This is a genomic window from Mesorhizobium sp. 10J20-29 (genome assembly GCF_054130485.1).
Genome location: NZ_CP199156.1, coordinates 1,957,731 through 1,981,556, shown reverse-complemented (window position 1 = coordinate 1,981,556; position 23,826 = coordinate 1,957,731). Strand labels below are relative to the sequence as shown.

Here is a 23,826-nt window from a genome sequence, read left to right as displayed (position 1 = left end):
ATCTTCTCGAACGCACTGCCTGGAACAGACCAATGACCATTCTCGAACGCTACGCAGCCATGGATTACGGCCCGGCCCCGGAAGCCCGCAACGAGGCCGACGCATGGATCGCCGCGCGCGACTTCGACAAGTCGCTCTTCATCGCTGGCGAATGGCGCGCCTCCAAGGACGGCAGGCGCTTCGACACCAGCGACCCGGCGACCGGCAAGCTCCTAGCAAAGGTCTCGGATGCGGGTGCGGCCGATGTCGACGCGGCGGTCGCCGCCGCGGGCAAGGCGCTGCCGAAATGGAGCGCGAAGTCGGGTTTCGAGCGCGCCAAGATCCTCTACGCCATCGGCCGCGGCATGCAGCGCCACCAGCGGCTCTTCGCCGTGCTCGAGACGCTCGACAACGGCAAGCCGATCCGCGAAAGCCGCGACATCGACGTGCCGCTGGCGATCCGCCACTTCATCCATCACGCCGGCTGGGCGCAGGCGCTCGAGCGCGAGTTCCCCGACCACAAGCCGGCCGGCGTCGTCGGCCAGATCATCCCGTGGAATTTCCCGCTTCTGATGCTCGCCTGGAAGATTGCGCCTGCGCTCGCCGCCGGCTGCACGGTCGTGCTGAAGCCCGCCGAGTTCACGCCGCTGACGGCCATCCTGTTTGCCGAGATATGCGCCCGAGCCGGCGTGCCGAAGGGCGTCGTCAACATCCTGCCGGGCGGCCCCGATGCGGGTGCCGCACTCGTCGAGCATGCCGGCGTGCAGAAGATCGCCTTCACCGGCTCGTCCGAGGTCGGCAAGATCATCCGCCGCGCCACCGCCGGATCCGGCAAGAAGCTGTCGCTCGAGCTCGGCGGCAAGTCGGCCTTCATCGTCTTCGAGGACGCCGATCTCGACAGCGCCGTCGAGGGGCTGGTCGACGGCATCTGGTTCAACCAGGGCCAGGTCTGCTGCGCCGGTTCACGCCTGCTCGTCCAGGAGGGCATCGCCGATGCCTTCATCGCCAAGGTCAAGGCGCGCATGGGCAAGCTGATCGTCGGCAGCCCGCTCGACAAGAACACCGATATCGGCCCGCTGGTCGACAGGACCCAGCTCGACCGCGTGCGCGGCCTCGTCGCCGAGGGCGCGAAACAGGGCGCGGAATGCTGGCAGCCCGACTGCGTCCTGCCCGAGACCGGCTATTTCCACCTGCCGGTGCTCGCCACCGGCGTCGCGCCCGCCAACGTGCTGGCGCAGGAAGAGGTCTTCGGCCCGGTACTCGCGGCGATGACCTTCCGCAGCACCGAGGAAGCCATCGAGCTTGCCAACAACACCCGCTACGGTCTGGCAGCGAGCGTGTGGAGCGAGAACATCAACCTCGCCGTGCACGCGGCACCCCAGCTCAAGGCCGGCGTGGTCTGGATCAACGGCACCAATATGTTCGATGCCGCCTGCGGCTTCGGCGGCTACCGCGAAAGCGGTTTCGGCCGCGAGGGCGGCAAGGAGGGCATGTTCGAATATCTGGCGAGCAAGCCGCCCTATGGCCCCGCCATCAAGCCTGAAAGCGAGGCGGCCGCTGCCGCGGCGACCGACAGCGACGGCGCCGGTATCGACCGCACCGCAAAGCTCTATATCGGCGGCAAGCAGGTCAGGCCGGACGGCAGCTATTCGATGGCCGTCGTGAATACCAAAGGCCGGCTCGCCGGCGAGGTCGGGCTCGGCAACCGCAAGGACATCCGCGACGCCGTCTCGGCGGCGCGCGCCTGCAAGGCATGGCCCACCGCCACCGGCTACAACCGCGCGCAGGTGCTCTATTTCCTCGCCGAGAACCTGTCTGCCCGGTCGGATGAATTTTCGGCGCGCATCGCCGACCTCACCGGTGTCTCGGCCAAGGTTGCCGCCGCCGAGGTCGAGGCCTCGGTCGAGCGGCTCTTCTACTATGCCGGCATGGCCGACAAGTTCGAGGGCCGCGTGCACCAGCCGCCGGCCCGCGCCGTGACGCTGGCGCTGCACGAGCCGGTCGGCGTTGTCGGCATCGTCGCCGGTGATGCGGCGCCGCTGCTCGGCCTCGTTTCGCTGGTCGCGCCGGCGCTCGCCATGGGCAATACGGTCGTTGCCGTGCCCAGCCGCAGGCACGCGTTGGTGGCGACCGATCTCTACCAGGTGATCGAGACGTCCGACCTGCCGGCCGGCGCACTCAACATCGTCACGGGAAAGGCCGCCGAACTTGCCGGCGTGATGGCCAAACACGACGATATCGACGGTTTGTGGGTTGTCGCAGACGCCGACACCTGCAAAAACGCGGAAGCCCAGTCGACCGGAAATCTCAAGCGGGTCTGGACCAGCAATGGCCGCTCGCTCGACTGGGCATCCGGGGCAGCCGCGGGGGACGAGTTCCTGCGACGCGCCATCGAAGTCAAAAATGTCTGGGTGCCTTACGGCGACTGAGGAGGACTTTTCTTGAAACTGCTGCGCTATGGAGAACCTGGACGCGAGCGTCCGGGCATGATCGATGCGGACGGAAACATCCGCGACCTGTCCGGCCACGTGGCCGATATCGCCGGTGCCGATATCAGCCCGGAATCCTTGAAGAAACTGGCCTCTGTCGACGCCAAGTCGCTGCCGCTGGTCGAGGGCAATCCGCGCCTCGGCCCCTGCGTTGCCGGCACCGGAAAGTTCATCTGCATCGGCCTCAACTATTCCGACCACGCCGCCGAGACCGGCGCCACCGTGCCATCCGAGCCGATCATCTTCATGAAGGCGACCTCGGCCATCGTCGGCCCCAACGACGACGTGCTGATCCCGCGCGGTTCGGAAAAGACCGACTGGGAAGTCGAGCTCGCCATCGTCATCGGCAAGCCGGCGAAATACGTATCGGAATCAGAGGCTTTGGACTATGTCGCCGGCTATTGCGTCGCGCATGACGTTTCCGAGCGGGCCTTCCAGGCCGAGCGCCAGGGCCAGTGGACCAAGGGCAAGAGCTGCGACACGTTCGGCCCGACCGGCCCGTGGCTCGTCACCAAGGACGAGGTCGCCGACCCGCAGAACCTCAAGATGTGGCTGACGGTCAACGGCAAGACGATGCAGGACGGCTCGACCAAGACCATGGTCTATGGCGTTGCGCACCTGGTCTCCTATCTCAGCCAGTTCATGTCGCTGCTGCCCGGCGACATCATCTCGACCGGCACGCCGCCCGGCGTCGGCCTCGGCATGAAGCCGCCGATGTTCCTCAAGGACGGCGACGTCGTCGAGCTCGGCATCGAAGGTCTCGGCACGCAGAAGCAGACGTTCAAGGCCGACGCCTGAGCCTCACCTGAACGACGCCCGGCGGGGATAAATCCCGCCCGGGCGTCGGATCGTGCCAGAAAAAACAGGTTTCCAAACAGCTGTTTGCGCCGGATTGCCCGCGCGCGGCACCCGAAATCTTTCAACAAGCAGGCCCGGTCAGCCGATCCGCCTGCCTTCCTTGTCGAAACGGTAGGTTTTCTCGGGGTCCGGCGTGACATAGAGCGTCGAGCCCGGCTCGGCGTCGTAGACCCCAAAAATCCGCACCGTGAGCAAGCCGGCTTTTTCCGTATCGAGATAGATGTTGGTGTCGGCGCCGAGGTGTTCGGCGTGGATGACGGTGCCCTTCCAGGTGCCCGATGCCGGATCGACCGTCAGGTGCTCGGGACGCACGCCGATCGTCCTGGCCTCGCTGTCGCCGAGACGGGCGGCGTCGATGAAGTTCATCTTCGGCGAACCGATGAAGCCGGCGACGAATTCATTGGCCGGCGAATTGTAGAGATCCATCGGCTTGCCGACCTGTTCGATGCGGCCGGCATTGAGCACGACGATGCGGTCGGCCAGCGTCATCGCCTCGACCTGGTCGTGGGTGACATAGATCATCGTCGCCTTGAGGCGGCGGTGCAGCTGCGCGATTTCCAGCCTAGTATTGACGCGCAGCGCCGCATCGAGATTGGACAGCGGCTCGTCGAACAAGAAAAGCTTCGGATCGCGCACCACGGCACGGCCGATGGCGACGCGCTGGCGCTGGCCGCCGGAGAGCTCGGCCGGGCGGCGTTCGAGATAGGGGTCGAGCGACAGCATCGTCGAGGCCACGTCGACGCGCCGGGCAATTTCATCCGCCGCCGTGCCGGCCTGCTTGAGGCCGAGGCTCATGTTGTTGCGTACCGTCAGATGCGGGTAGAGAGCGTAGGTCTGGAACACCATGGCGATGCCGCGCCTGGCCGGCGGCACGCCGACGACGCTGTCGCCGTCGATCCTGACGTCGCCCGACGAGGAATCCTCAAGGCCCGCAATGACGCGGAGCAGAGTCGACTTGCCGCAGCCCGACGGGCCGACGAAGACGACGAACTCGCCATCCTTCACCTCGAGGTCGATGCCCTTCAGCACTTCGACCTTGCCGAAGGACTTCTTCACATTGTCGATGGTCAGCGAGCCCAAGATGCCGCTCCCCTTGCTTGAGGTCGTGCCGGGCGATCCGGGCGGCGGGCGCCCGTCATTTTACCGCTCCGGAGGTGATGCCGCGAATCATCTGCCGCGAGAAGATGAGGTAGAGGATGACTACCGGCAGGATGGCGAGCGAAAGGGCGGCGAGCACCGCGTTCCAGTTGGTCACGTATTGGCCGATGAAGAGCTGCGCGCCGAGCGTCACCGTCTTGGTGGCCTCGGAGGGCGCCAGGATCAGCGGGAACCAGAGGTCGTTCCAGATCGGGATCATGGTGAAGACGGCGACGGTCGCCATGGCCGGGCGCACCAGGGGCAGAACGAGGCGGAAGAAGATGCGATATTCGGACAGGCCGTCGATGCGCCCGGCGTCCTTCAGGTCGTCTGACACCTGCCGCATGAATTCCGACAGGATGAAGACGGCAAGGGGCAGGCCCTGCGCGGTATAGACCAGGATCAGCGCGGTCAGCGTGTTGACCAGCCCGCTCGCTACCATCAGCTGCAGGATGGCCACGGTGCCGAGCCGGATCGGGATCATGATGCCGAGCGCCAGATAGAGCCCCATCAGCGAATTGCCGCGGAAGCGGTATTCGGCGAGCGCGAAGGCCGCCATGGCGCCGAACAGAAGCACGAAGAACAGCGAGGCCACGGTGACGACGAAGCTGTTCTGGAAATAGTGCAGGAAGTCGCCCTGGTTGAGCACCGTCGCATAGCCGACGAGGTCGAAGGTCTTTTCGGTCGGGAAGGACAGCGGCGAGCGGAAGATGGCGTTGCGCGACTTGAAGGAGTTGATGACGATGACCACGACCGGGAACAGCGCAATGACCGTATAGGCGATGAGCACCGCGTGGGCTGCGATGGAGCGCGGGATGGAGTGGGTGGAACGGGTCATCCTGTCCCTCCCTCAGAACTGGTACCGACGCAGGCGCGTCTGGATGGCGAAGAGGTAGAGGCAGACGCCGGCCAGGATGATGAAGAACATCATCGAGGCAATGGTCGAGCCCATGTAGGGGTCGCCGGTCTGCAACTGGAAGCCGAAGAAGGTGCGGTAGAGAAAGGTGCCGAGGATGTCGGTCGAATAGTTCGGTCCGGCGAGCGCCCCTTGCGCCGAGTAGATCAGGTCGAAGGCGTTGAAATTGCCGACGAAGGTAAGGATCGAGATGATGCCGATGGCGGGCAGGATGAGCGGCAGCTTGATCTTCCAGAACTGGCCCATGCCGGTGATGCCGTCGCATTCGGCGGCCTCGATGACCTCGTCGGGGATCGACAGAAGGGCGGCGTAGATCAGCATCATCGGGATGCCGATGAACTGCCAGACCGAGATCAGGCCGAGCGTGGTGAGCGCATATTCCTCTTTGCCGAGCCAGGGCGCGAACAGGCTTTTCAGGCCGACCATGTCGAGCAGATTGGGCGCGACGCCCCAGAGCGGCGACAGGATCAGCTTCCAGGCGAAGCCGACGATGACGAAGGACAGGATGGTCGGGATGAAGATGGCGGTGCGGTAGAAGGCGGAGAAGCGCAACCTGGGGCTGGAAAGCAGTGCGGCCAGCGCGATGCCGATCGGGTTCTGCACCAGCATATGGATGATGAAGAACCAGGTGTTGTTCCACAACGCGTTCCAGAAGCTTTCCGACCAGCGCGGGTCGAAGAACAGGGTGCGGAAGTTGTCGAGCCCGGCGAAGAAGACGGCCTCCTGCCCCGACCGGTTGAACAGCGAAAGCTGCAGCGTGCCGAACAGCGGCACGATCATCACCGCAGTGTAGACGAGGACGGCCGGCGCGAGGAAGACCGCGACATGCCAGCGGATGGGTCTTTTCGCCGTCGCCATCGTCGCCTCCCTCCATGCTGCCGGTTGAATGATGCCCGTATTCGGGCTGCAGGCAAGGCCGCGCCTTGCCCTCCCCCTTGAGGGGTCGTCGGGACGTTTTCCTGAAGTGCCGTCTGGAGGCGGGGTGGGGATGATCTGCTCAGACCCCCACCCCGCTCACCTTGTCTGCGACCCTCCCTGCGACGGGAAGGGTCTAGCTGAGCCTTAGTTAGCCGGCTTGTACCAGCTGTCGAGGCCGTCCTGCAGCTTCTTGCCAGCCGCTTCGGGCGTATCCGTGCCGTTGATGACGTTGGCCGATTCCACCCAGGTCTCGTTCTCGAGGTTGGGCGTGCCGCGCGACAGGATCTGGTAGGTCGAGCGGATGGTCGACTCGCACTTGTCGCGCCAGGAGACGAATTCCTGCGCCAGCGGATCTTCCATCTTCACCGGCTCCGAGGACAGGCTGAAGAAGCCCGGCAGTGCATTGGCGTAGATGGTCGCGAACTCAGGCGAGGCGACCCATGACAGGAAGGTCTTTGCCGCCTCCGCATTCGGGCTCTTGGAATTGAGGCCGATGGCGATGTCGTTGTGGTCGGAGATGTAGCAGGTGTCGCCGGCATTCCTGACCGGCGGCGCGAAGGCGCCCATCTCGAAATCGACCTGCGGGTTGAACACCGAAATCTCCCACGAACCGGACGGGTAGATGGCGGCGCGGCCGAGCGTGAAGAGGTTCTGGCTGTCGGGGTAGGACTGCGCCTCGAAGCCGTCGCCGAGGTAATCCTTCCACTTGGCGAGCGTGGCGTAGGGCTCGACCCACTGCGGATCGGTCAGCTTCTGCTCGCCCTTGATGAGCGCGTTGCGGCCTTCCTCGCCCTTCCAGTAGTTCGGTCCGATGTTCTGGTAGCCCATGGTCGCGGCCTCCCAGAGATCCTTGGTGCCCATGGCCATCGGGATGTAGGTGCCGTCTTCCTTGATCTTGTCGAGGGCGGCGAAGAACTCGGCCTCGGTGGTCGGCACCTCGATGCCGAGCTTGGCGAAGGCATCCTTGTTGTAGATGAAACCGTGGATGACCGAGGCCATCGGCACGCAGAAATCATGGACGCCGTCATCCGTCGTCCATGCCGACTTGGCGACATCGGAGAAGTTCTCCATGCCGGGCAGGTCGGCCAGATCGGCGAGGTGGCCCTTGTTGTAGAGTTCGAGCGAGGCGTCGAAGGGGCGGCAAGTGATGAGGTCGCCGGCCGAGCCTGCGTCAAGCTTGGCGTTGAGGGCGGCGTTGTATTCCGTCGGCGCGGACGGCGCGAACACCACCTTGATGCCGGGGTTCTTGGCCTCGAAGGCGGGGATCAGCTTTTCCTGCCAGATCGGCAGGTCGTCGTTGCGCCAGCTCTCGATGGTGATGGTGGTATCCTGCGCCATCGCCATCCCGGCCGTGCCGAGAATGCTGGAGGCGAGAAGCAGTCCGGTAAGCGTCTTGCGTGTCATGTCAGTCTCCCTGTTGACCTGTTTCAGGTTCGGTTGTTGGCGGACCGGGAGCGCTGCTCCCGGCTTCCCTCAAATGTTGCGAGAGCCGGCCGCACGCGGCCGCCGGTCCCTGCGAGAAGCTTTTCGGCGGCCGCGCGATCGGCGGCGCCTGCCGCGACCAGGATCGCCGGCTTGACCGCGCCGCCGGTCTTTTCCAGCGCCGTGCGAGCGTCGGCCTCGCTGCAGCCGGCAACCGCGGCGACGATGCGCGCGGCGCGGCCCTTCAGCTTCAGATTGTCGGCCAGCAGATTGACCATGTAGCCGTCGTGGACGTGGCCGAGATGGATGGCGGCGAGCGTCGACAACATGTTGAGCGCGATCTTCTGGGCCGTGCCGGCGCCCATGCGGGTCGAGCCGGCGATGAGCTCGGGCGGCGTGGCGAGCAGGATCGGCGCCTCGGCCTTTTCCAGCAGCGGCGTGCCGGGATTGTTGGCGATGGCGATGGTGCGCACGCCGCGGCGCGCTGCCTCCTCAAGCGCGCCAACCGCATAGGGCGTGGTGCCGCTCGCCGAGACCGCAATCAGGCAGTCGCCCGACGTGAGACCGGCATCGGCGACCTCCTTCGCGGCCTGAACGGCGTCGTCCTCGGGGCCGCCCGGCAGGTCGTGGAAGGCAGCGGCGCCGCCGGCAAGCAGGATGACGATGCGGTCGCGGGTAATGCCGTAGGTGCCGGGGAGTTCGAGCCCGTCGGCCAGCGCCATCAGGCCGGAACTGCCGGCCGCCGCATAGGCAATCCGGCCGCCACTGCCCAGGCACTCGGCTGCGATGGCGGCCGCGGCCGCGATCTGAGATATGGCACCCTGCACGCTGCGGGCGGCTTCGACCTGGGCGTCGGCGAGAAAACCGAGAACGGCCGCAGGCGGCTGCATGTCAAGCCCTTCCGCGTGTTCATGCAATGCTTCGGTCCGCAATTGCGCCATTGGTTTTCTCCTTGCCACAGACGATACCAAAAAAATACCACTTGTCCAGCGGCGTTAACGATTTCCTCCGCAGCCGGCTGACTTTGCGCCCGAAAGTCCCGTAAATTCAATAAAATATGCCTTAACGTTTCATCAAGCAAAATTAAGCCTTGGCTATTGGTATTTTATTGGTATTATCCGCGCAGGAGGGCTTCCATTGCGCTTTGTGCTCGGCATCGACGGCGGCGGAACAGGTTGCAGGTCAGCGCTTGCGAAGGCGACGGGCGAGATCGTCGGGCGCGGCAAGAGCGGTGCCGCCAATGTGCGTACCGATCTCTCGGGCGCGCGCGCCCACATCGTCGAGGCGGCGGAGCGCGCCTTCGCCGATGCCGGCGCCGACCCCGCGCTGATCTCCCAGACACCGGCTGTGCTCGGGCTGGCCGGCGCCAATGTCGGCACCTATGCGCAGCAGCTCGAAACCATCCTGCCTTTCGGCTCGTCGCGCGTCGAGACCGACGCGCTGATCGCGCTCGAGGGCGCGGTTGGCGCCGGCGACGGGGCCATGGCGATCCTCGGCACCGGTACCGCCTACATGGTGCGCAAGGACGCCGCCTCGCGCGCCATCGGCGGCTGGGGTTTTCAGGTCGGCGACCAGGGCAGCGGCGCACGCGTCGGGCGCGACCTGCTCGAACAGACGCTGCTGGCGCATGACGGCATCCGCGCCGCCTCGCCGCTGACCGGCGAGATCATGAAGGTGTTCCGCAACGACCCGCAGGTGCTGGTCGAATTCACCACGACGGCAAGCCCCGGCGATTTCGGCGGTTTCGCACCCAAGGTCTTCGAGCATGCCGGGCGCGGCGACGCGGTGGCGCAGGCGATCGTCGCAAAGGCGGTGGCCGACGTCGAGGCGTCGCTCGATGCGCTCGGCCTCGACGGCAAGGCGCCGCTCTGCCTGCTCGGCGGGCTGGCGCCGATCTATGCGGCGAGGCTCGCGCCGCGCTTCCAGACGATGCTGAAGCCGCCGATGCAGGACGCGCTGGGCGGCGCGGTGGCGATGGCCGCGCGGCTCTACGGCGGGCCCGAAAATGACTGACGTCGCGGACCAGATCTTCGGCAGCGTGCGCGACGCGCCGCAAAAGGGCGCGCCACTCTACCTGCAGCTGAAGAAGAGCATCGAGGCGGCGGTCAATGCCGGCATCATCGGGCCGGGCGACGCGCTGCCTTCCGAGCGCGACATCGCCATCAAGGCCGACGTGTCGCGGGTGACCGTGCGCAAGGCGGTGCAGAGCCTCGTGCGGGGCGGCGTGCTGGTGCAGCGCCACGGTTCGGGCACCTTCGTGGCGCCGCGGCTTGGCCGAGTCGAACAGTCGCTGTCGCGGCTGACCTCGTTTACCGAAGACATGGCGCGGCGCGGGCTGAGCGTGGAATCGACCTGGCTCGATCGCGGCCTCTACGCGCCCTCGCCCGACGAGATGATGGCGCTCGGGCTGACGGCCAGCGAGCCGGTGGCGCGCGTCAGCCGCATCCGCATGGCCAACGGCACGCCGCTCGCCATCGAGCGCGCCTCGCTGTCGGCAAGCGTGCTGCCCGAGCCCGAGAAGATCGACGCCTCGCTCTATGCGGCGCTGGAAAAGACAGGGCAGCGGCCGACGCGCGCCGTGCAGCGCATCTCAGCCGCCAATCTGGGCGAAGCCGATGCGAAGCTGCTCGCCGTGCCGGCAGGTTCGGCCAGCCTCAACATTGAACGCATCTCCTACCTGCCGAGCGGCAAGGTGGTGGAGTTCACCCGTTCGGTCTATCGTGCCGACACCTATGATTTCGTCGTCGAGCTGCGCCTGCCGGACGCGCCCGACGGCAGCGGGGGCGCTGCATGACCAAGACGACGCAGATGCGGCGCGAGATCGCCGAGATCCCTGATGCGGCCGCTCGCCTGCTCGACGCCTCGGGCGGCGCGCTGACCGCCGCGGGCAAGCACCTGCGCGACCTGTCGCCACGCTTTCTCACAACGGTGGCGCGCGGCTCGTCGGACCACGCCGCCTCGTTCCTGAAATACGCCGTCGAGCTGTCGGCCGGCGTGCCGGTGGCCTCGCTCGGGCCCTCCATCGCCTCGATCTACGGCGCGAAGCTCAGGCTGCGCGGCTCGGCCTGCATCAGCGTCTCGCAATCGGGCAAGAGCCCCGACATCGTGGCGATGGCCGAAGGCGCGCGGGATGGCGGGGCGCTGACCATCGGGCTGACCAACACCGCCGGATCGCCACTGGCTGCGACGTCCGACCACGCTATCGACATCATGGCGGGGGCGGAGACGAGCGTCGCGGCGACCAAGAGCTTCGTCAATTCGGCGCTGGCCGGCCTGCTGCTCCTGGCGCACTGGACGGACGACGAGGAACTGCTGGCCGCGCTGCACCGGCTGCCGGCGTATTTCCAGGACGCCATCGACTGCGACTGGATGGAGATCGGCGCGGCGCTGTCGGGCGAGACGTCGCTGTTCATCCTGGGGCGCGGACCCTCGACGGCGATCGCCGCCGAGGCGGCGCTGAAGTTCAAGGAAACCTGCTCGATGCATGCCGAGGCCTACAGCGCGGCGGAAGTGATGCACGGGCCGCTGGCGCTGGTCGGGCCGGGCTTTCCGGTGCTGGCGCTGGCCGCGCGGGACGCTTCCGAGGCCTCCATCGCCGCGGCCGCAGACACGCTGGCCGGCAAGGGTGCAGCGGCCTTCATCACCTCGCGCCTTTCGAAGCAGGCCGCGATGCTGCCGCATGCCGCCACCGGCCATCCGCTGACCGATCCGCTGGCGCTGATCGTCTCCTTCTATGCCTTCGTCGAGGCCTTTGCCGTGCGGCTCGGGCTCAACCCCGACCAGCCGCCCAACCTGCGCAAGGTGACGGAGACGCTATGAGCGACAGCTTCGCCCTTGCGGCACCCTGGATCTTCGACGGCGAGTTCTGGCTGCGCGACGCCGTGCTGATGGTGCGCGACGGGCTGGTGGAAGCGGTGATGGAACGCTACCAGACGCCCTATGCGACGCAGATCACGGAATCGGGCGCCGGCATGCTGGCGCCGGGCTTCGTCGACCTGCAGGTGAATGGCGGCGGCGGCGTGATGCTGAACGACCGGCCATCGCTCGAGAGCATCGAAACGATCTGCAAGGCGCATGCGCAGTTCGGCACGACCGCGCTGCTGGCGACGCTGATCACCGACACGCCGGAGATCACGGCGGCGGCGGTTAGCGCCGGCGCCAGGGCGACCGCCATGCGGGTGCCGGGCTTTCTCGGCCTGCATCTCGAGGGGCCGCACCTGTCGATCGGGCGCAAGGGCGCGCATGATCCGCAGCTGATCCGCCCGATGACGGAGGCCGACCAGGCGGCGCTGATCGCGGCGCGCAGGGAGCTGCGCGTGCTGCTGACCACGGTGGCGCCGGAATCGGTGTCGCCGCAGCAGATCGCCGCCCTTGCCGGCGCCGGCATCATCGTCAGCCTCGGCCATTCGGACGCCAGCCATGCGACGGCGGTGGCGCATGCCGATGCCGGCGCCAGCGTGGTGACGCATCTCTTCAATGCGATGAGCCCGCTGACCGGCCGCGAGCCGGGACTGGTGGGTGCGGCACTCGACACGTCGGGACTGTCGGCCGGGCTGATCGCCGACGGCTTTCACGTCGACCCGGCGACGATCGCGATTGCCGTCAGGGCCAAGCGCGGGCCCGGGCATATCTTCCTCGTCACCGACGCGATGGCGACTATCGGCACCGGCATGACGTCCTTCCTGCTCAACGGCCGCACCATCAAGCGCGAGGGCGGCCGGCTGACGCTCGAGGACGGCACGCTGGCGGGCGCCGACCTCGACATGATCTCGGCTGTGCGCTTCATGCACAAGACGGTCGGGCTGGAATTGTCGGAGGCGCTGCGCATGGCCTCGCTCTACCCGGCCGAGGCCGCCGGGCAGGCCGAGCGGCTCGGCCATTTCACGCCGGGTGCGGCAGCCAACATCGTGGCGCTCTCCAACAATCTCGACGTGCGCGGCGTTTGGATCGAGGGCCGCAAGGTCTTCGTCGCCGCCGAAGAGGGCTGAGCCAGGCTTCAGCCGGCGCAGGCCTCGCGGACGCAGCCGCGCAGCCAGCGATGCGCCGGATCGGCGTCGAGGCGCGGGTGCCAGAGCAGGGACACGGTGATCTCGGGCATGGCAAAGGGCAGCGCGAAGCTTTGCATGCCACTACGCGCTGCCGTGGTGTGGCGCTCGGGCACGGTGGCGATCAGGTCGGAAGCACGCGCCAGCGCCAGCGCGGTGGCGAAGCCGCCGACGGTGGTGGCGATGTCGCGCCTGATCCCCGCCGCCTGCAACGCGTCGTCGAGGGGACCGGCATCGCGGCCGCGGCGCGAGACCTGGATGTGCCGGCCGTTCGCATAGAGATTTGCCGGCTCCTCGCGCTCGGCGAGCGGGTGACCGGTCCGCACAGCGGCGATGAAGCGGTCGCGGAAAAGCGCCTGCGTGCGCACCTCCGGGCCGATCTCCGGCCCGATGACGCCGGTTTCGAGATCGACGGATGCATCGCGCAGCCGGGTGCTTTCCCGGTCGGGCTTGGTGACGAAAGTCAGCCTGACCCCCGGTGCCTCGCGGCCGACGCGGGCGATGAGCGCGGGGCCGAAGGTCTCGACGAAACCCTCGCTGTTACCCAGCGTGAAAGAGCGGTCGAGCCTGGCAAGATCGAGTTTTTCCGCCGGCCGCAGGATCGCCTCGGCGTCGCCGACCACCCGGCCGACCTGCTCGCGCAGTTCGAGCGCGCGCGGCGTCGGAACGAGACCGCGCCCGGCCCGCACCAGCAGCGGATCGCCGGTCGTCTCGCGCAGCCGCGAAAGCGCCCGGCTCATCGCCGAGGGGCTGAGCCTCAGGCGTTTGGCGGCGCGCGCCACGCTGCCTTCGGCAAGCAGCACATCAAGCGTGACAAGCAGGTTGAGGTCGGGTCGGGCCATGCATGCCTGTTTAGCATGACATGGCGTTTGATGCACGAATAGAGTGCAGATGCTGCGCGTTCCGCAATCCGGGGAAAGCGACTAGGTCTCTGGAAGCCCCGCGCCGGGGCCGCAGGAGACAAGACAAATGTCGAAACCCCAGACCGCGCAGTCCGCAGTGACTGTCCCCGAAGCAGCCGTGAAGACGCCGCCGGTTGGCTGGGCGCTCGCCGGACTTTCGCTGTCCATGCTGCTCTCGTCGCTCGGCACCAGCATAGCCAATGTGGCGCTGCCGACGCTGGCCGAGGCCTTCGCGGCCTCGTTCCAGCAGGTGCAATGGGTGGTGCTCGCCTACCTGCTCGCCATCACCACGCTGATCGTCAGCGCGGGGCGGCTCGGCGACATCTTCGGTCACCGGCGGGTGATGCTGGCCGGTATCGCGGTCTTCACCGCGGCATCGCTGCTCAGCGGGATTTCACCGGCCCTTCCGATGCTGATTGCGGCGCGGGCGGTACAGGGCGCCGGGGCCGCCGTGATGATGGCGCTGACCATCGGCCTCGTGCGTTCGGCGGTTGCCCGGGAAAGAACCGGCAGCGCCATGGGGCTGCTCGGCACCATGTCGGCGGTGGGAACGGCGCTCGGGCCCTCGCTCGGCGGCCTGCTGCTTGCCGCAACCGGCTGGCAGGCGATCTTCCTCGTCAACGTGCCGCTCGGCACCGCCGCCTTCTGGCTGGCGCTGAAAACCCTGCCAGCCGACCGCCGCCGGGACGGCAGCGAACGCCCAGGCTTCGACGGCCTCGGCACCCTGCTCCTGGCGCTGGGGCTCGGCGCCTACGCGCTGGCGACGACGGCCGGCGGCGGACACTTCGGCCTGCTCAATGCGGCGTTGATAGCGGCCGCCGTACTGGCCGTCGGGCTGTTCGTGCTGGCGCAGAAGAAGGTCGCCTCGCCGCTGGTCCGGCTCTCGGCGCTGCGCGAGGCCTCGCTCAGCGCCAGCCTGGCAATGAACGGGCTGGTCTCGACCGTGATGATGGCGACGCTGGTCGTCGGCCCCTTCTACCTGTCGAGCGCGCTCGGGCTGAGCACCGCCATGACGGGCCTCGTGCTGTCGATCGGCCCGGTCATCTCGGCGCTGAGCGGCGTGCCGGCCGGGCGCATGGTCGACCGGCTGCAGGCCCAGCCGGTGGTCACGATCGGGCTGGTCGCGATGGCGGCCGGATGCGTCGCGCTGGCCTTGCTGCCGCCCATTTTCGGCCTTGCCGGCTACATCGCCGCCATCGCCGTGATGACGCCCGGCTACCAGCTGTTCCAGGCGGCCAACAACACCGCGGTCATGAGCGACGTGAAGCCGGACGAGCGGGGCGTCATCTCCGGCCTGCTGATCCTGTCGCGCAATGTCGGGCTGATCACCGGGGCCTCGGTGATGGGTGCGGTGTTCGCCTTTGCTGCTTCCGTCAGCGACATCCGGACAGCAAAGCCTGCTGCCATGACAACGGGGATGCAGGTGACCTTCGCGGTCGCGGCGGTGCTGGTCGGCGTGGCGTTCGCCATCTGGATGGCAAGCCGCGCCGGCACTGCCCGGGCGCCGACGCCCGACGCGCCCTGAGCCACAGCCGGACAAGAAAAAGCCCCGCCGGCGGACCGGCGGGGCTCTTGTCTTCAGACTTCAGTGCCTACTGAATCTGGTTCTGTCGCCTCTGCAGCTGCTGCAGCAGGTCGCGGCTGTTGTTGTTCAGCTGCAGCTTGCGGCAGTTCGGCGGGGTGCCGATGGTGCCGCGCGGGCAGCGCTGACGCTCGATCTTCACGCAGCGACCGTTGCTGAGCGTCGTACCCTTCGGGCACTCCACCTGCACCTTGCGGCAGTTCGGCGGGGTGCCGACGGTGCCGCGCGGGCAGCGCTCACGTTCGATCCTGACGCAGCGGCCGTTCCTCAGCGTCGTACCCTTCGGGCATTCGACCTGGACCTTGCGGCAGGCGCCGCGGCGCAGTTCGGTGCCACGCGGGCAGACACAGCTCCCGTCCTTCAGCCGGATCTGGCCCGGCAGCAGACGGCACTGCGGCGGCTGGTCCTTGCGGCACGCACCCCTGACGAGGCTGGTGCCACGCGGACAGACGCAACGCCCGTCCTGCAACCGGATCTGGCCCGGCAGCAGCGTGCACTCACGCGGCGGCGGGGGTACGTCCCTGACGCAGCGGTTGCCCCTGAGCTCCGTACCGCGCGGACAGACACAGCGTCCATCCTGGGTCCGGATCTGTCCCGGCAGCAGCTTGCACAGCGGCGGGGGCGGAGGCGGAGGCGGCGGCGTGTCGCCGACGCAGCGACCGTTCCTCAGATCGGTACCCTGCGGACAGACGCACTGGCCGTCCTTGGTGCGGATCTGCCCCGGCAGCAGCGTGCAGCGATCAGGCCTCGGCTGCGGGATCGGGACAGTGGTGGAGCCACCGACGCACTGGCCATTGCGGAAGGTGGTGCCTTCCGGGCAGACGCAGCGGCCGGCGTCGTTCATCACGAAGCCTTCCGAACACTGGTTCTCCACCTCGCTGATGATGGTGAAGGGGTGGCAGGCAACGCCACGATCGCCCTGGTGCTCCAGCTCGGTATTGGCAGCTGCCGCTCCCTGCCTGGCCACCGGCACCGCCGGAGGCAGGACACCGACGCAGTTGCGTCCGTTGGCCGGCCCGTTGAGGTTGGCGAAGCGACCGTCATCCGGGATGACAACCGTCATCCTGTGGACACGGCTTTCGCCGGCGCCGAGCGTCATGTTGGCGACGCACGACAGGGGCAGCGTCGCCGGTTCAGGCGAACAACCGAAGGGCGGCTCGATCGAGGTGATCGGAACGCCTTCCAGCCTGCCGAGACCCTCCACGCCGATCGCGTCGCCGATGCGGACCGGACCGGAGAAGCCGGACGGGCCTTCATTGGTGATCGTGATCTCGAACGTGCACGGCTCGCCAGGCTGGCATTCCGCGTCGCCCGTCTTTTCTACGTTGAGGGTCGTGCCACCCTGGGCACAGGCCTCGCCGAACGGATAGACGATGTCGTCTCCCGGGGCGGGACCGAAGGAACCGCGTGCGCAGTTCTCGAACCGTCCGAACGTCGGCGCATTGACCGTGACGTCGAAGTGACGGCTCGTTCCGGGCGTCATGACGGCGCCTGGAATTTCGCACGACAGCGCGTCGGCCGGAACCGGACCGCAGGTCCACTCCGCGCCGTCAGGAGTGACGGTCTGGATCTGGACCGGCACGCCGGCACCGATGACGGTGGCCGCGTCATTGACGCGAACCGGACCGGAAGGAGCCGCAGAACCGGTACTGGTGATGGTGATGCGGCACGACACGGCTGCGCCGACAACGCCGCCGTCGCAGGTCTTTTGGATGCGCAATGCCGGCTGGCCGGGATCGCGATTCGGGATGCGCATGTCTGCGCATGCCTTGTTGTTGGCGAGGTTGGCCTCGCCGGGTATCGCGTTCACTTCCGCGCAGTTGCGGATGAGATCGCCCGGATAGTCGCCCGGCACGATCGCCGTCACCCCGAGCGGGATGAAGGCACCCGGCGCGAGATTGACGCCCGGATGGTCGCACTGGAACTGGCCGCCACCGATCGGGCCGCAGGCCCAGGGCGGAGTCGGTCCGAAGGTCGACGAGGCGGGAACGCCCGTCGGGTAGTCGTCGATCACCGTCAGCGGACCGACATAGGGGTCGGAACCGTTGTTGAAGACGCGGATGACGAACGTGCAGACGCCATCGGCGCTGCAGGACAATGTCCGCGGATCCTTGGTGATGCGCAGGTCGACACGCTTCTCCTCGGGCGGCGTGCATTCGCGGTCACGTCCGGGAATGCAGATCGGGATCGAGGCGCAGGCCCTGTCGTTGGCGGTCGAGCCGAAGACTTCCGGCTTGCCGCTGGCGGTGTAGTCGTACTCCGCGCAGTTGCGGATGGTGTTCCAGTCCCACCCGGCGCCCGGTGCGAAGCCGAGCTTGAGCTCGACGAACTCGCCGGGAGCGAGCGTCGTGGCCGGATGGGTGCAGCTCATCGGGCTGACCATCGGCACGCAGGCCCAGGGTGCGTTGGGGCCGGAGACCACGGCAGCATTGCCGGGGGTCGTCACCTCGTCGAGCACGATCGGGCCGTTGTAGTCGGCGTCGCCGACATTGGTGACCCGGATGGTGAAGTCGCAACCACCCTCGGGCGTGCAGCGGGCCACGTCGGCGCGCTTCTCGACCTGGATGTCGGGCTCCTTCTCTTCAGGCGGACAATCGAGGTCCTCCGGAATGACGATGTCGACGGTCTGCGTGCAGCAGAGGCCGACGCCCTCCTCCGGGCCGGCATAGCTGTCGATGCCGGTGACCACGAGATGCACGACATCGCCCGGCAGGGCGCCGGTGATGGTCCATGCCAGGACGCCACCGCCGATCGGGGCGAGCTGGAAAGGCGGCTCGATGGTGATGCCGGGGGTGGTCGTCGAAACCTGTACCCACTTGCCGCCGAGCTCTGGCCCGACAGGCATGTGATAGATGAAGGCGCCGCCACCGGGCACGCAGTCCACGTCGCCGGTCTCGACCGAGAAGCAGGCCTCGTCGTCGCCCGGAGGCGGAGGTGGCGGGGGAGGTTCGCAGCCGGTGACGTCGATCAGGATCGATGTCGGTTCGCCGGTCGTGAAGTCGCCATCATCCGGCAGGGCCGGATCGTGCGAGGGAACTTCCATCACCACGCCGCCTGCCAGGCCGAGCGTGACGAAGCCCTGGTTGTCGACCAATGTCGGCGCCGGGAACGACGCCTGGTCGATCTTGGCGGTGATGACGATATCGACATAGCGGCGGTCGATTTCGCCCGAACCGTCGAGATCGGCGGTGGTCAGGCGGAAGTCATCGAGTGACGCGGTGTCGTTGGGGTTGGTCGTTGTCGAGATGGAGGCCGCCGGAAGCGGCCCGCCAAGGGCGTCGGTTGCATCACCCGACACGGCGACGTCGACGATTTCGAGACCTGCCGGAAGGGTGTCCAGGAAATCCATCCGGACATTCTTCAGGTTGGCCTCGAAAGCCGGATCGACGAACTTCGCCGGATCGCCCCGCGCGCCGAAGCGCAGATTGTAGACGACGTAGTCGCAGTCGCGCTGGACGCCGGTCTTTTCGAAGAAGGGCAGGGCCTCTCCCGACGGGGGATTCGGATGACCACCCTTCTCGACATTGAGTCCGCCGGACAGCTCGGTCGTCTGGGCCGAGGCCTGCGGCGCATGCATGGCGGCGAGCGCGAGCCCTGCCGCCATCAGCCAGCGCGCTGGGCGCGCGGCGTATGACAGGGGTTTCATGATCGTCTCCATGACGGTTGGCTTGCTGCCCGCGTCGAGCGGGAAAAGTGCGAGATTGCTCATCTTTTCCTCCCTCACGGTTCGCAGCTGATGGCTGGGGTCTCAAGCGGCAGCGTCACCTTGCAGCAGGGGTAGTACCCTCCCGCATCGGCGTCGGACTGCTTGTAGAAGCAGAGCCCGACATCGACCCTGTCGCCCGGGAAATGGCCGGTGATGCCGATCGTGTATGGCAGTCCGGGAGCCTGCGTCTGCACGGGCGGGGTCACCCCGACGCCGGGCGTCCTGGAGTCAGCCATGATCGTATCGCCGCCAATGCCGGCCTGGTCATGGAGATAGAGATCGGCCTCGAGGCCGGCCGGCGTACAGAAATACTGCACGTCCTCGACATCGAGACAGGGTGGCAGATCGCCGTCCGGCGGAAACTCCGGCGGATAATAGGGCGGCAGGTAGCCTCCCGGGATATCCTCATAGTAGCCGGCGCGGCCGTCGCAGGGATGCCAGACCTCGACATCGCCGACATGGCCCTCGACCTCGGGATCCTCGTAGAAGGAATCAAAATCGACGAACCACGAGCCGAAGGGCGGCACGTTCTGCGGCTTGACCAGCGAGGTCGCCGTGATCTGCACGCCGTTGACGGCGAGCGGGCCACCGGCGGCGAGCTGGTCGGCAAGTGCGGGGTTGTCGCGCAGCTTGTCGCCGGTCTTGACGAGGGTGACCGAACAGGCGTTGCGGTTGAAGTAGCCCTCGCTGTCATAGCCGTATTGCAGGTCGAGGCCGCCCGCCGACTGGCGGTTGCCCTCGGGAAATCCGACCGCGTATTCCTGCGGCACCGGCACCCAGATCGATTCCGTTTCCGGATCGTCGGGGCTTTCGCGCCAGTAGCGGATCACCTCGCCCTTGCCGGAATCGGCGAACTGCGAATAGTTGAAGCGGTTCTCGGTCTCGCCGCGCTGCGCCAGGTACATGAAGCCCCGGCTGTCGAAGGCGATGTCGGTGACGGCAAGGTCCTTGTCGGCCTCGACCGTCAGTTCCCAGCGCGCATCACCGGCGAATTCGCCTTCGCGCGTCAGGCCGACCGACCAGATTTCCGCCGCCTCGCCGACCGCGTAGTAGACGCGGCCGCCATGCACGGCGACGCCCCAGACGCGGCGCTCGTCCTGCGTGAAGCCCCAGCTGTCGGGGTCCTCGCTGTCGAAGGCCGCGCCCTGGATGTCCATCACCGCGCCATCGTCGGCGACGGCGTCGAGACCACGCGCCGGACGCCCGTCAACACCGTGATCGAAACTGTCGATGACGGCGCCGTCGGCGTCGATGCGGTGGATCAGGCCACTGTCGAGATCGCTGGCGAAGAACTGCCGGTGCGACCTGTCGAAGGCGATGTTGCCGATGCCGGGCCCGCTGTTGGACTCGATGTCGGCAAACAGCGAGACGGCGCCGGTGATGCCGTCGATGCGCCAGATGGTGCCGGGACCGCCTCCGTTCTCGAGGCCAAACTGGCCGTCCATGAAGCTGGCGCCGGCAATGCCGCGCCGCTCGCGTTCGGGCCGGCCGTCATCGTCGGCGTCGGGCGTGACGATGCGGATGCCGTGCAGCGAGGTGGCCGCGGCGTAGAGGTCGGGAACGCCCGAGGGCTCGCCGTCGCGCACGCCGTCGTCGTAGGCGAGGCCGAAGACCTGGCCGATCTGGCTGGCCAGCACCTCGAAGGGCTGCGGCGTGTAGACGACCTGGCCGGACGGAGCGCCGAGCACCGAAACGTCGAAAACGCGCAGGGTTGCGCGCGACGTGTCGATGAAGGTTTCCTCGACCGGATCGACGCCGGGCGGCAGACCCTCATCGAAACCGGGGATCCAGGTGCCGGAAAAACCGGTCACCGCCATCGATCCGGGCTGGATGATCCGGGCGTCCTGCGCGTGGCCGGGACTTGCCAGCCACAGGCTCGCGCCGAGCGCCAGGGCCATCAGGCCGCTGCCGGCGGCAAGCGTCCTGCTCAATTGGCCGGCGGACGAAGCGAAGGAAGGCCGGGCTCCGCGGTTGGAGGGCATGCTTCTTCTCCCGTGGTGGCGGGGAAAGAATGCCGGGGGAATCGCGCTACCAGGTGCCAAGCACGCTTGTCCGGCACTATCTCCCTTTGCGATTTGTACGTCCCCGGGCGGAACGTTACGACGGGTATTACGCTGGGTCAACGCAATCGGTCCGACATGCTCCGCCGCCAGGCCGTCTCGACGACGGTGGCTGCGTTGCATGCCGGACGATCCCGGTGACCCGCAACACTTCGTGTTTCTGGTCATGGGGTGCTTCCTTTCCAGGGCCGCACCATTGCGGCGCCTGGAGGTCAGTCGCAGCGGGACCTGGAAAGGTTCATCGCAATCGCCGGCCCTGTCGCCGGCGGCACCCGAAAGAAGAAGCTTCGCTCGTCGCCGGGGCAAAGAATTCGCGCGGCTGAATACAAATATTTGACTCGGGAACGAAAAATGTATATGGTTTTTCAATCGATTATTGGTTTGCACGACTTTTGCTCATGCGCGTCGAGGCGCGCGGTTGACGAACTTCCTCTTCAAAAATCGAGACTAGATGCCGCCCTGCATTCGCAAGGCAGCGCGATAATATGCCAATGAAAGGGGTTCGACATGAGCACCGGCACAGTAAAATGGTTCAACGCCACCAAGGGCTTCGGCTTCATCCAGCCTGACGACGGCGGCGCCGACGTCTTCGTTCACATCTCGGCCGTCGAGCGCGCCGGAATGCGCGACATCGTGGAAGGGCAGAAGCTCAGCTACGAAATGGTCCGCGACAACAAGTCGGGCAAGATGGCAGCCGACCAGCTGCAAGCAGTCTAGACGGCATTCAACAGCGCCGATGACCGCGGATGTACCGGCACCGGCAGCGTGAATGCCAACAGAGAGGTCAGGCTTTTTTGCCTGGCCTTTTTCGTAGCGGTGACCCGCTACATCACCCAGAGGACACAAGCTTGACCGAGAACTCACGCAAGAGCCGCGACCACGCGGAAACCATGTTCAGCAAGACGCAGACGCAGATGCTGTCGCTCAACCGGATTCTTTCCGAGCAGGACGCCGCCAGCCAGGCGCGCGAGGCCAAGACGGCACGGCTGCGCGAATTGCGCCTCGAGAAAGAAGCCGAGGAACTTGCCGCCGCCGAAATCGCCAAGGCCAGCGCGCCTGCAAAACGCGGGACCAAGCGCTGATGGCCCGCCGCGCGACCGTGACGACAATCCCCGGGGATTCCACCATTGCCGACGTTGCAGGCACGCTCGACCGTCCGGTCGAATATGTCCGCCGTGTGCTCGAGAAGCTGGAGCGCTGCAAGCGCGCGCATGGCGACGCGCAGGTGAGGATCGGCGTTCGCGGCCGGCCCGAATGCCCCAATTACCTGATCGAATACATCTCCGAAGATGCCAAGACAAAGCAGAGCACGGTGACGTCGGATGCCGCCTATAGCGGCAGCACGCATCGCGAACTGGCGCCGAAGCACATCGAGGAGACCAGGAACTGGTCGCCCGAGGAAATGAACATTACCGCCGTGATGGCGCTGATCGGCAGGCTGCGCAATCCGAGCGACAAGCCGCGCCACGATTTCGACGACTGAGCCATGGCCATCAAGTTCACCAGCAAGGACCTGCCGCTTGACGACAAGCCAGGCAAGGCCGTCAAGGCGCCGGTGCCGTCCGCGGCGCCAAAAGATGCGGACGCCGTGACGAGCGACGGCGATTCCGAACTGTTCCCCTCGCTGGCCAAGCCGGCCCCGAAGAAGCGCAAGTCCCGAAAATTCTGAGCCGGGTTCAGCCCATCGCGGGCCAGGTGTCGGTCAGCCGATAGCCGCCCGGCCAGGGGTCGTCGGGATCCAGCATGTGCTGGTGCGTACCGGTGATCCACGCCCTGCCCGAGACCGACGGAACGATGGCCCTGTGCCCGTTGATGTCCGTCTCGCCGACGATCCTGCCGACAAAGCGCGAACCGATGATCGAGACCGCGGTCAGGCTCTGGCCGACCTGCAGCTCGCCGCGGGCATGCATCACCGCCATGCGCGCCGAAACCGCCGTGCCGGTCGGCGAACGGTCGATCTTGCCCGGCCTGATGGCGACCGCCGAGCGCGTCATCGGCTCGCCGTCCTCGGTGTAGACCGGACCAGCGAAGGCGCAGAACGATATATGATCCCAGCCGGTGTTGCCGGGATGGGAGAAGCCGAGCTGCTCGTTGGCTGCGGCGGTGATCTTCATGCCGGTTTCGGCAAGCTGCCGCGCCTCGCTGTCGTCGAGCTCGAAGCCGAGCTTCTCGGCGCTGACGATGACGAAGCTGTCACCGCCATAGGCGGTATCGACCTGCAGCGTACCGAGGCCGGGCACTTCCAGCTTCGCGCCGAGCTTTGCCGCGAAGGACGGCACGTTGGTGACGGTGATGCGCACGGCCTTGCCGTTGTGGCACTCGGCCACGACATCGATAAGCCCGCCCGGCGCCTCGAGCGTCATGCGGGTTAGCGGCTCGGTCATCGGCACGATGCCGCTGTCGAGCAGCACGGTGGCCACGCAGATCGAGTTCGACCCGGACATGGGCGGCGTGTCCTCCGGCTCCATGATGATGAAGCCCATCGCGGCGCGGGGGTCTTTCGGCGGCACCAGCAGGTTCACATGGCGAAAGACGCCGCCGCGCGGCTCGTTGAGCACGAAGTTGCGCAGGGCCTGGTCGCCGGCGATGAAGCGGCTCTGCTGCCACAGCGTGTCGCCCGGCGGCGGTGCGACGCCTCCGACGATGACGTCACCGACTTCGCCTTCGGCGTGGCAGCTTACGACATGGACGACTTTCGTGGAGCGCATGGTTCACCCGGCATGAGACGTGTCGACGGACAGTTTGGTTCGGCTTCGCGCCGCATGCAATGGCGCGGCGGTCGCGAAATAATCTCGACGCATTGTCGGGGTTG

General features: G+C 66.9%; 20 protein-coding genes. 11 read left to right on the top strand and 9 right to left on the bottom strand.

Annotation, left to right across the window (positions count from 1 at the left end):
- Positions 1 to 32: 32 nt before the first annotated feature.
- Together ACT2BZ_RS09485 and ACT2BZ_RS09480 are read left to right on the top strand one after the other, a co-directional pair.
- Positions 33 to 2,408, top strand: coding sequence for an aldehyde dehydrogenase family protein (locus ACT2BZ_RS09485; protein ID WP_457940684.1), 2,376 nt, complete (start codon positions 33 to 35; stop codon positions 2,406 to 2,408).
- Positions 2,409 to 2,420: 12 nt separating this feature from the next.
- Positions 2,421 to 3,266, top strand: a complete 846-nt coding sequence (locus ACT2BZ_RS09480) for a fumarylacetoacetate hydrolase family protein (protein WP_457940682.1) — start codon at positions 2,421 to 2,423, stop codon at positions 3,264 to 3,266.
- Positions 3,267 to 3,404: 138 nt separating this feature from the next.
- Here ACT2BZ_RS09480 and ACT2BZ_RS09475 read toward each other — a convergent pair whose 3' ends face one another.
- The 5 genes from ACT2BZ_RS09475 to ACT2BZ_RS09455 form a co-directional block, all read right to left on the bottom strand.
- The gene (locus tag ACT2BZ_RS09475; RefSeq protein WP_457940680.1) at positions 3,405 to 4,406 is read right to left on the bottom strand and encodes an ABC transporter ATP-binding protein; all 1,002 of its coding nucleotides are present in this window, start codon (positions 4,404 to 4,406) and stop codon (positions 3,405 to 3,407) included.
- Positions 4,407 to 4,461: 55 nt separating this feature from the next.
- Complete coding sequence (locus ACT2BZ_RS09470) at positions 4,462 to 5,301, bottom strand: carbohydrate ABC transporter permease (RefSeq protein ID WP_457940678.1); 840 nt, start codon at positions 5,299 to 5,301, stop codon at positions 4,462 to 4,464.
- 12 nt (positions 5,302 to 5,313) lie between these two features.
- Complete coding sequence (locus ACT2BZ_RS09465; RefSeq protein WP_457940677.1) at positions 5,314 to 6,237, bottom strand: carbohydrate ABC transporter permease; 924 nt, start codon at positions 6,235 to 6,237, stop codon at positions 5,314 to 5,316.
- Positions 6,238 to 6,441: 204 nt separating this feature from the next.
- Positions 6,442 to 7,701, bottom strand: a complete 1,260-nt coding sequence (locus ACT2BZ_RS09460) for an ABC transporter substrate-binding protein (protein WP_457940676.1) — start codon at positions 7,699 to 7,701, stop codon at positions 6,442 to 6,444.
- 23 nt (positions 7,702 to 7,724) lie between these two features.
- On the bottom strand, positions 7,725 to 8,660 hold the full coding sequence (locus ACT2BZ_RS09455) for an N-acetylmuramic acid 6-phosphate etherase (RefSeq protein ID WP_457940675.1): 936 nt from the start codon (positions 8,658 to 8,660) through the stop codon (positions 7,725 to 7,727).
- A 196-nt stretch (positions 8,661 to 8,856) separates the two neighbouring features.
- Between ACT2BZ_RS09455 and ACT2BZ_RS09450 the strand changes: the two genes are divergently transcribed.
- The 4 genes from ACT2BZ_RS09450 to nagA are packed head-to-tail and all read left to right on the top strand — an operon-like array spanning position 8,857 to position 12,707.
- On the top strand, positions 8,857 to 9,732 hold the full coding sequence (locus ACT2BZ_RS09450; protein ID WP_457940674.1) for a BadF/BadG/BcrA/BcrD ATPase family protein: 876 nt from the start codon (positions 8,857 to 8,859) through the stop codon (positions 9,730 to 9,732).
- Positions 9,725 to 10,513 carry a GntR family transcriptional regulator gene (locus tag ACT2BZ_RS09445; protein WP_457940673.1) on the top strand — a complete coding sequence of 263 codons (789 nt, stop codon included), beginning with the start codon at positions 9,725 to 9,727 and terminating at the stop codon, positions 10,511 to 10,513. Before ACT2BZ_RS09450 ends, ACT2BZ_RS09445 begins: the two co-directional genes overlap by 8 nt.
- A complete protein-coding gene (locus tag ACT2BZ_RS09440) occupies positions 10,510 to 11,538 on the top strand; it encodes an SIS domain-containing protein (RefSeq protein ID WP_457940672.1) in 1,029 nt (342 codons plus the stop codon). Before ACT2BZ_RS09445 ends, ACT2BZ_RS09440 begins: the two co-directional genes overlap by 4 nt.
- Complete coding sequence (gene nagA, locus ACT2BZ_RS09435) at positions 11,535 to 12,707, top strand: N-acetylglucosamine-6-phosphate deacetylase (protein ID WP_457940671.1); 1,173 nt, start codon at positions 11,535 to 11,537, stop codon at positions 12,705 to 12,707. The genes ACT2BZ_RS09440 and nagA overlap by 4 nt, the downstream gene beginning before the upstream one ends.
- Positions 12,708 to 12,715: 8 nt before the next feature.
- Here the strand turns inward: nagA and ACT2BZ_RS09430 are convergent, their stop codons facing one another.
- Positions 12,716 to 13,606: a LysR family transcriptional regulator gene (locus ACT2BZ_RS09430; RefSeq protein WP_457940670.1), complete on the bottom strand. Its 891-nt coding sequence runs from the start codon at positions 13,604 to 13,606 to the stop codon at positions 12,716 to 12,718.
- 127 nt (positions 13,607 to 13,733) lie between these two features.
- Between ACT2BZ_RS09430 and ACT2BZ_RS09425 the strand changes: the two genes are divergently transcribed.
- Positions 13,734 to 15,191: an MFS transporter gene (locus ACT2BZ_RS09425; protein ID WP_457940669.1), complete on the top strand. Its 1,458-nt coding sequence runs from the start codon at positions 13,734 to 13,736 to the stop codon at positions 15,189 to 15,191.
- Between the two features lie 67 nt (positions 15,192 to 15,258).
- Here the strand turns inward: ACT2BZ_RS09425 and ACT2BZ_RS09420 are convergent, their stop codons facing one another.
- Both ACT2BZ_RS09420 and ACT2BZ_RS09415 read right to left on the bottom strand, forming a co-directional pair.
- Positions 15,259 to 18,957 (bottom strand): DUF7929 domain-containing protein, encoded by a 3,699-nt coding sequence (locus tag ACT2BZ_RS09420; RefSeq protein WP_457940668.1) that lies wholly within the window; start codon positions 18,955 to 18,957, stop codon positions 15,259 to 15,261.
- A gap of 11 nt (positions 18,958 to 18,968) precedes the next feature.
- Positions 18,969 to 20,936, bottom strand: coding sequence for a hypothetical protein (locus ACT2BZ_RS09415; protein WP_457940667.1), 1,968 nt, complete (start codon positions 20,934 to 20,936; stop codon positions 18,969 to 18,971).
- 585 nt (positions 20,937 to 21,521) lie between these two features.
- Between ACT2BZ_RS09415 and ACT2BZ_RS09410 the strand changes: the two genes are divergently transcribed.
- From ACT2BZ_RS09410 to ACT2BZ_RS09395, 4 genes are all read left to right on the top strand, one after another.
- Complete coding sequence (locus ACT2BZ_RS09410) at positions 21,522 to 21,731, top strand: cold-shock protein (protein ID WP_457940666.1); 210 nt, start codon at positions 21,522 to 21,524, stop codon at positions 21,729 to 21,731.
- Between the two features lie 131 nt (positions 21,732 to 21,862).
- Entirely contained in the window at positions 21,863 to 22,096 is a 234-nt protein-coding gene (locus tag ACT2BZ_RS09405) for a hypothetical protein (RefSeq protein ID WP_457940665.1), read from the top strand.
- On the top strand, positions 22,096 to 22,497 hold the full coding sequence (locus tag ACT2BZ_RS09400) for a hypothetical protein (RefSeq protein WP_457940663.1): 402 nt from the start codon (positions 22,096 to 22,098) through the stop codon (positions 22,495 to 22,497). Before ACT2BZ_RS09405 ends, ACT2BZ_RS09400 begins: the two co-directional genes overlap by 1 nt.
- Before the next feature lie 3 nt (positions 22,498 to 22,500).
- Entirely contained in the window at positions 22,501 to 22,683 is a 183-nt protein-coding gene (locus tag ACT2BZ_RS09395) for a hypothetical protein (RefSeq protein WP_457940662.1), read from the top strand.
- Positions 22,684 to 22,690: 7 nt separating this feature from the next.
- Here ACT2BZ_RS09395 and ACT2BZ_RS09390 read toward each other — a convergent pair whose 3' ends face one another.
- Entirely contained in the window at positions 22,691 to 23,722 is a 1,032-nt protein-coding gene (locus ACT2BZ_RS09390; RefSeq protein WP_457940660.1) for a trans-3-hydroxy-L-proline dehydratase, read from the bottom strand.
- Positions 23,723 to 23,826: the final 104 nt, after the last annotated feature.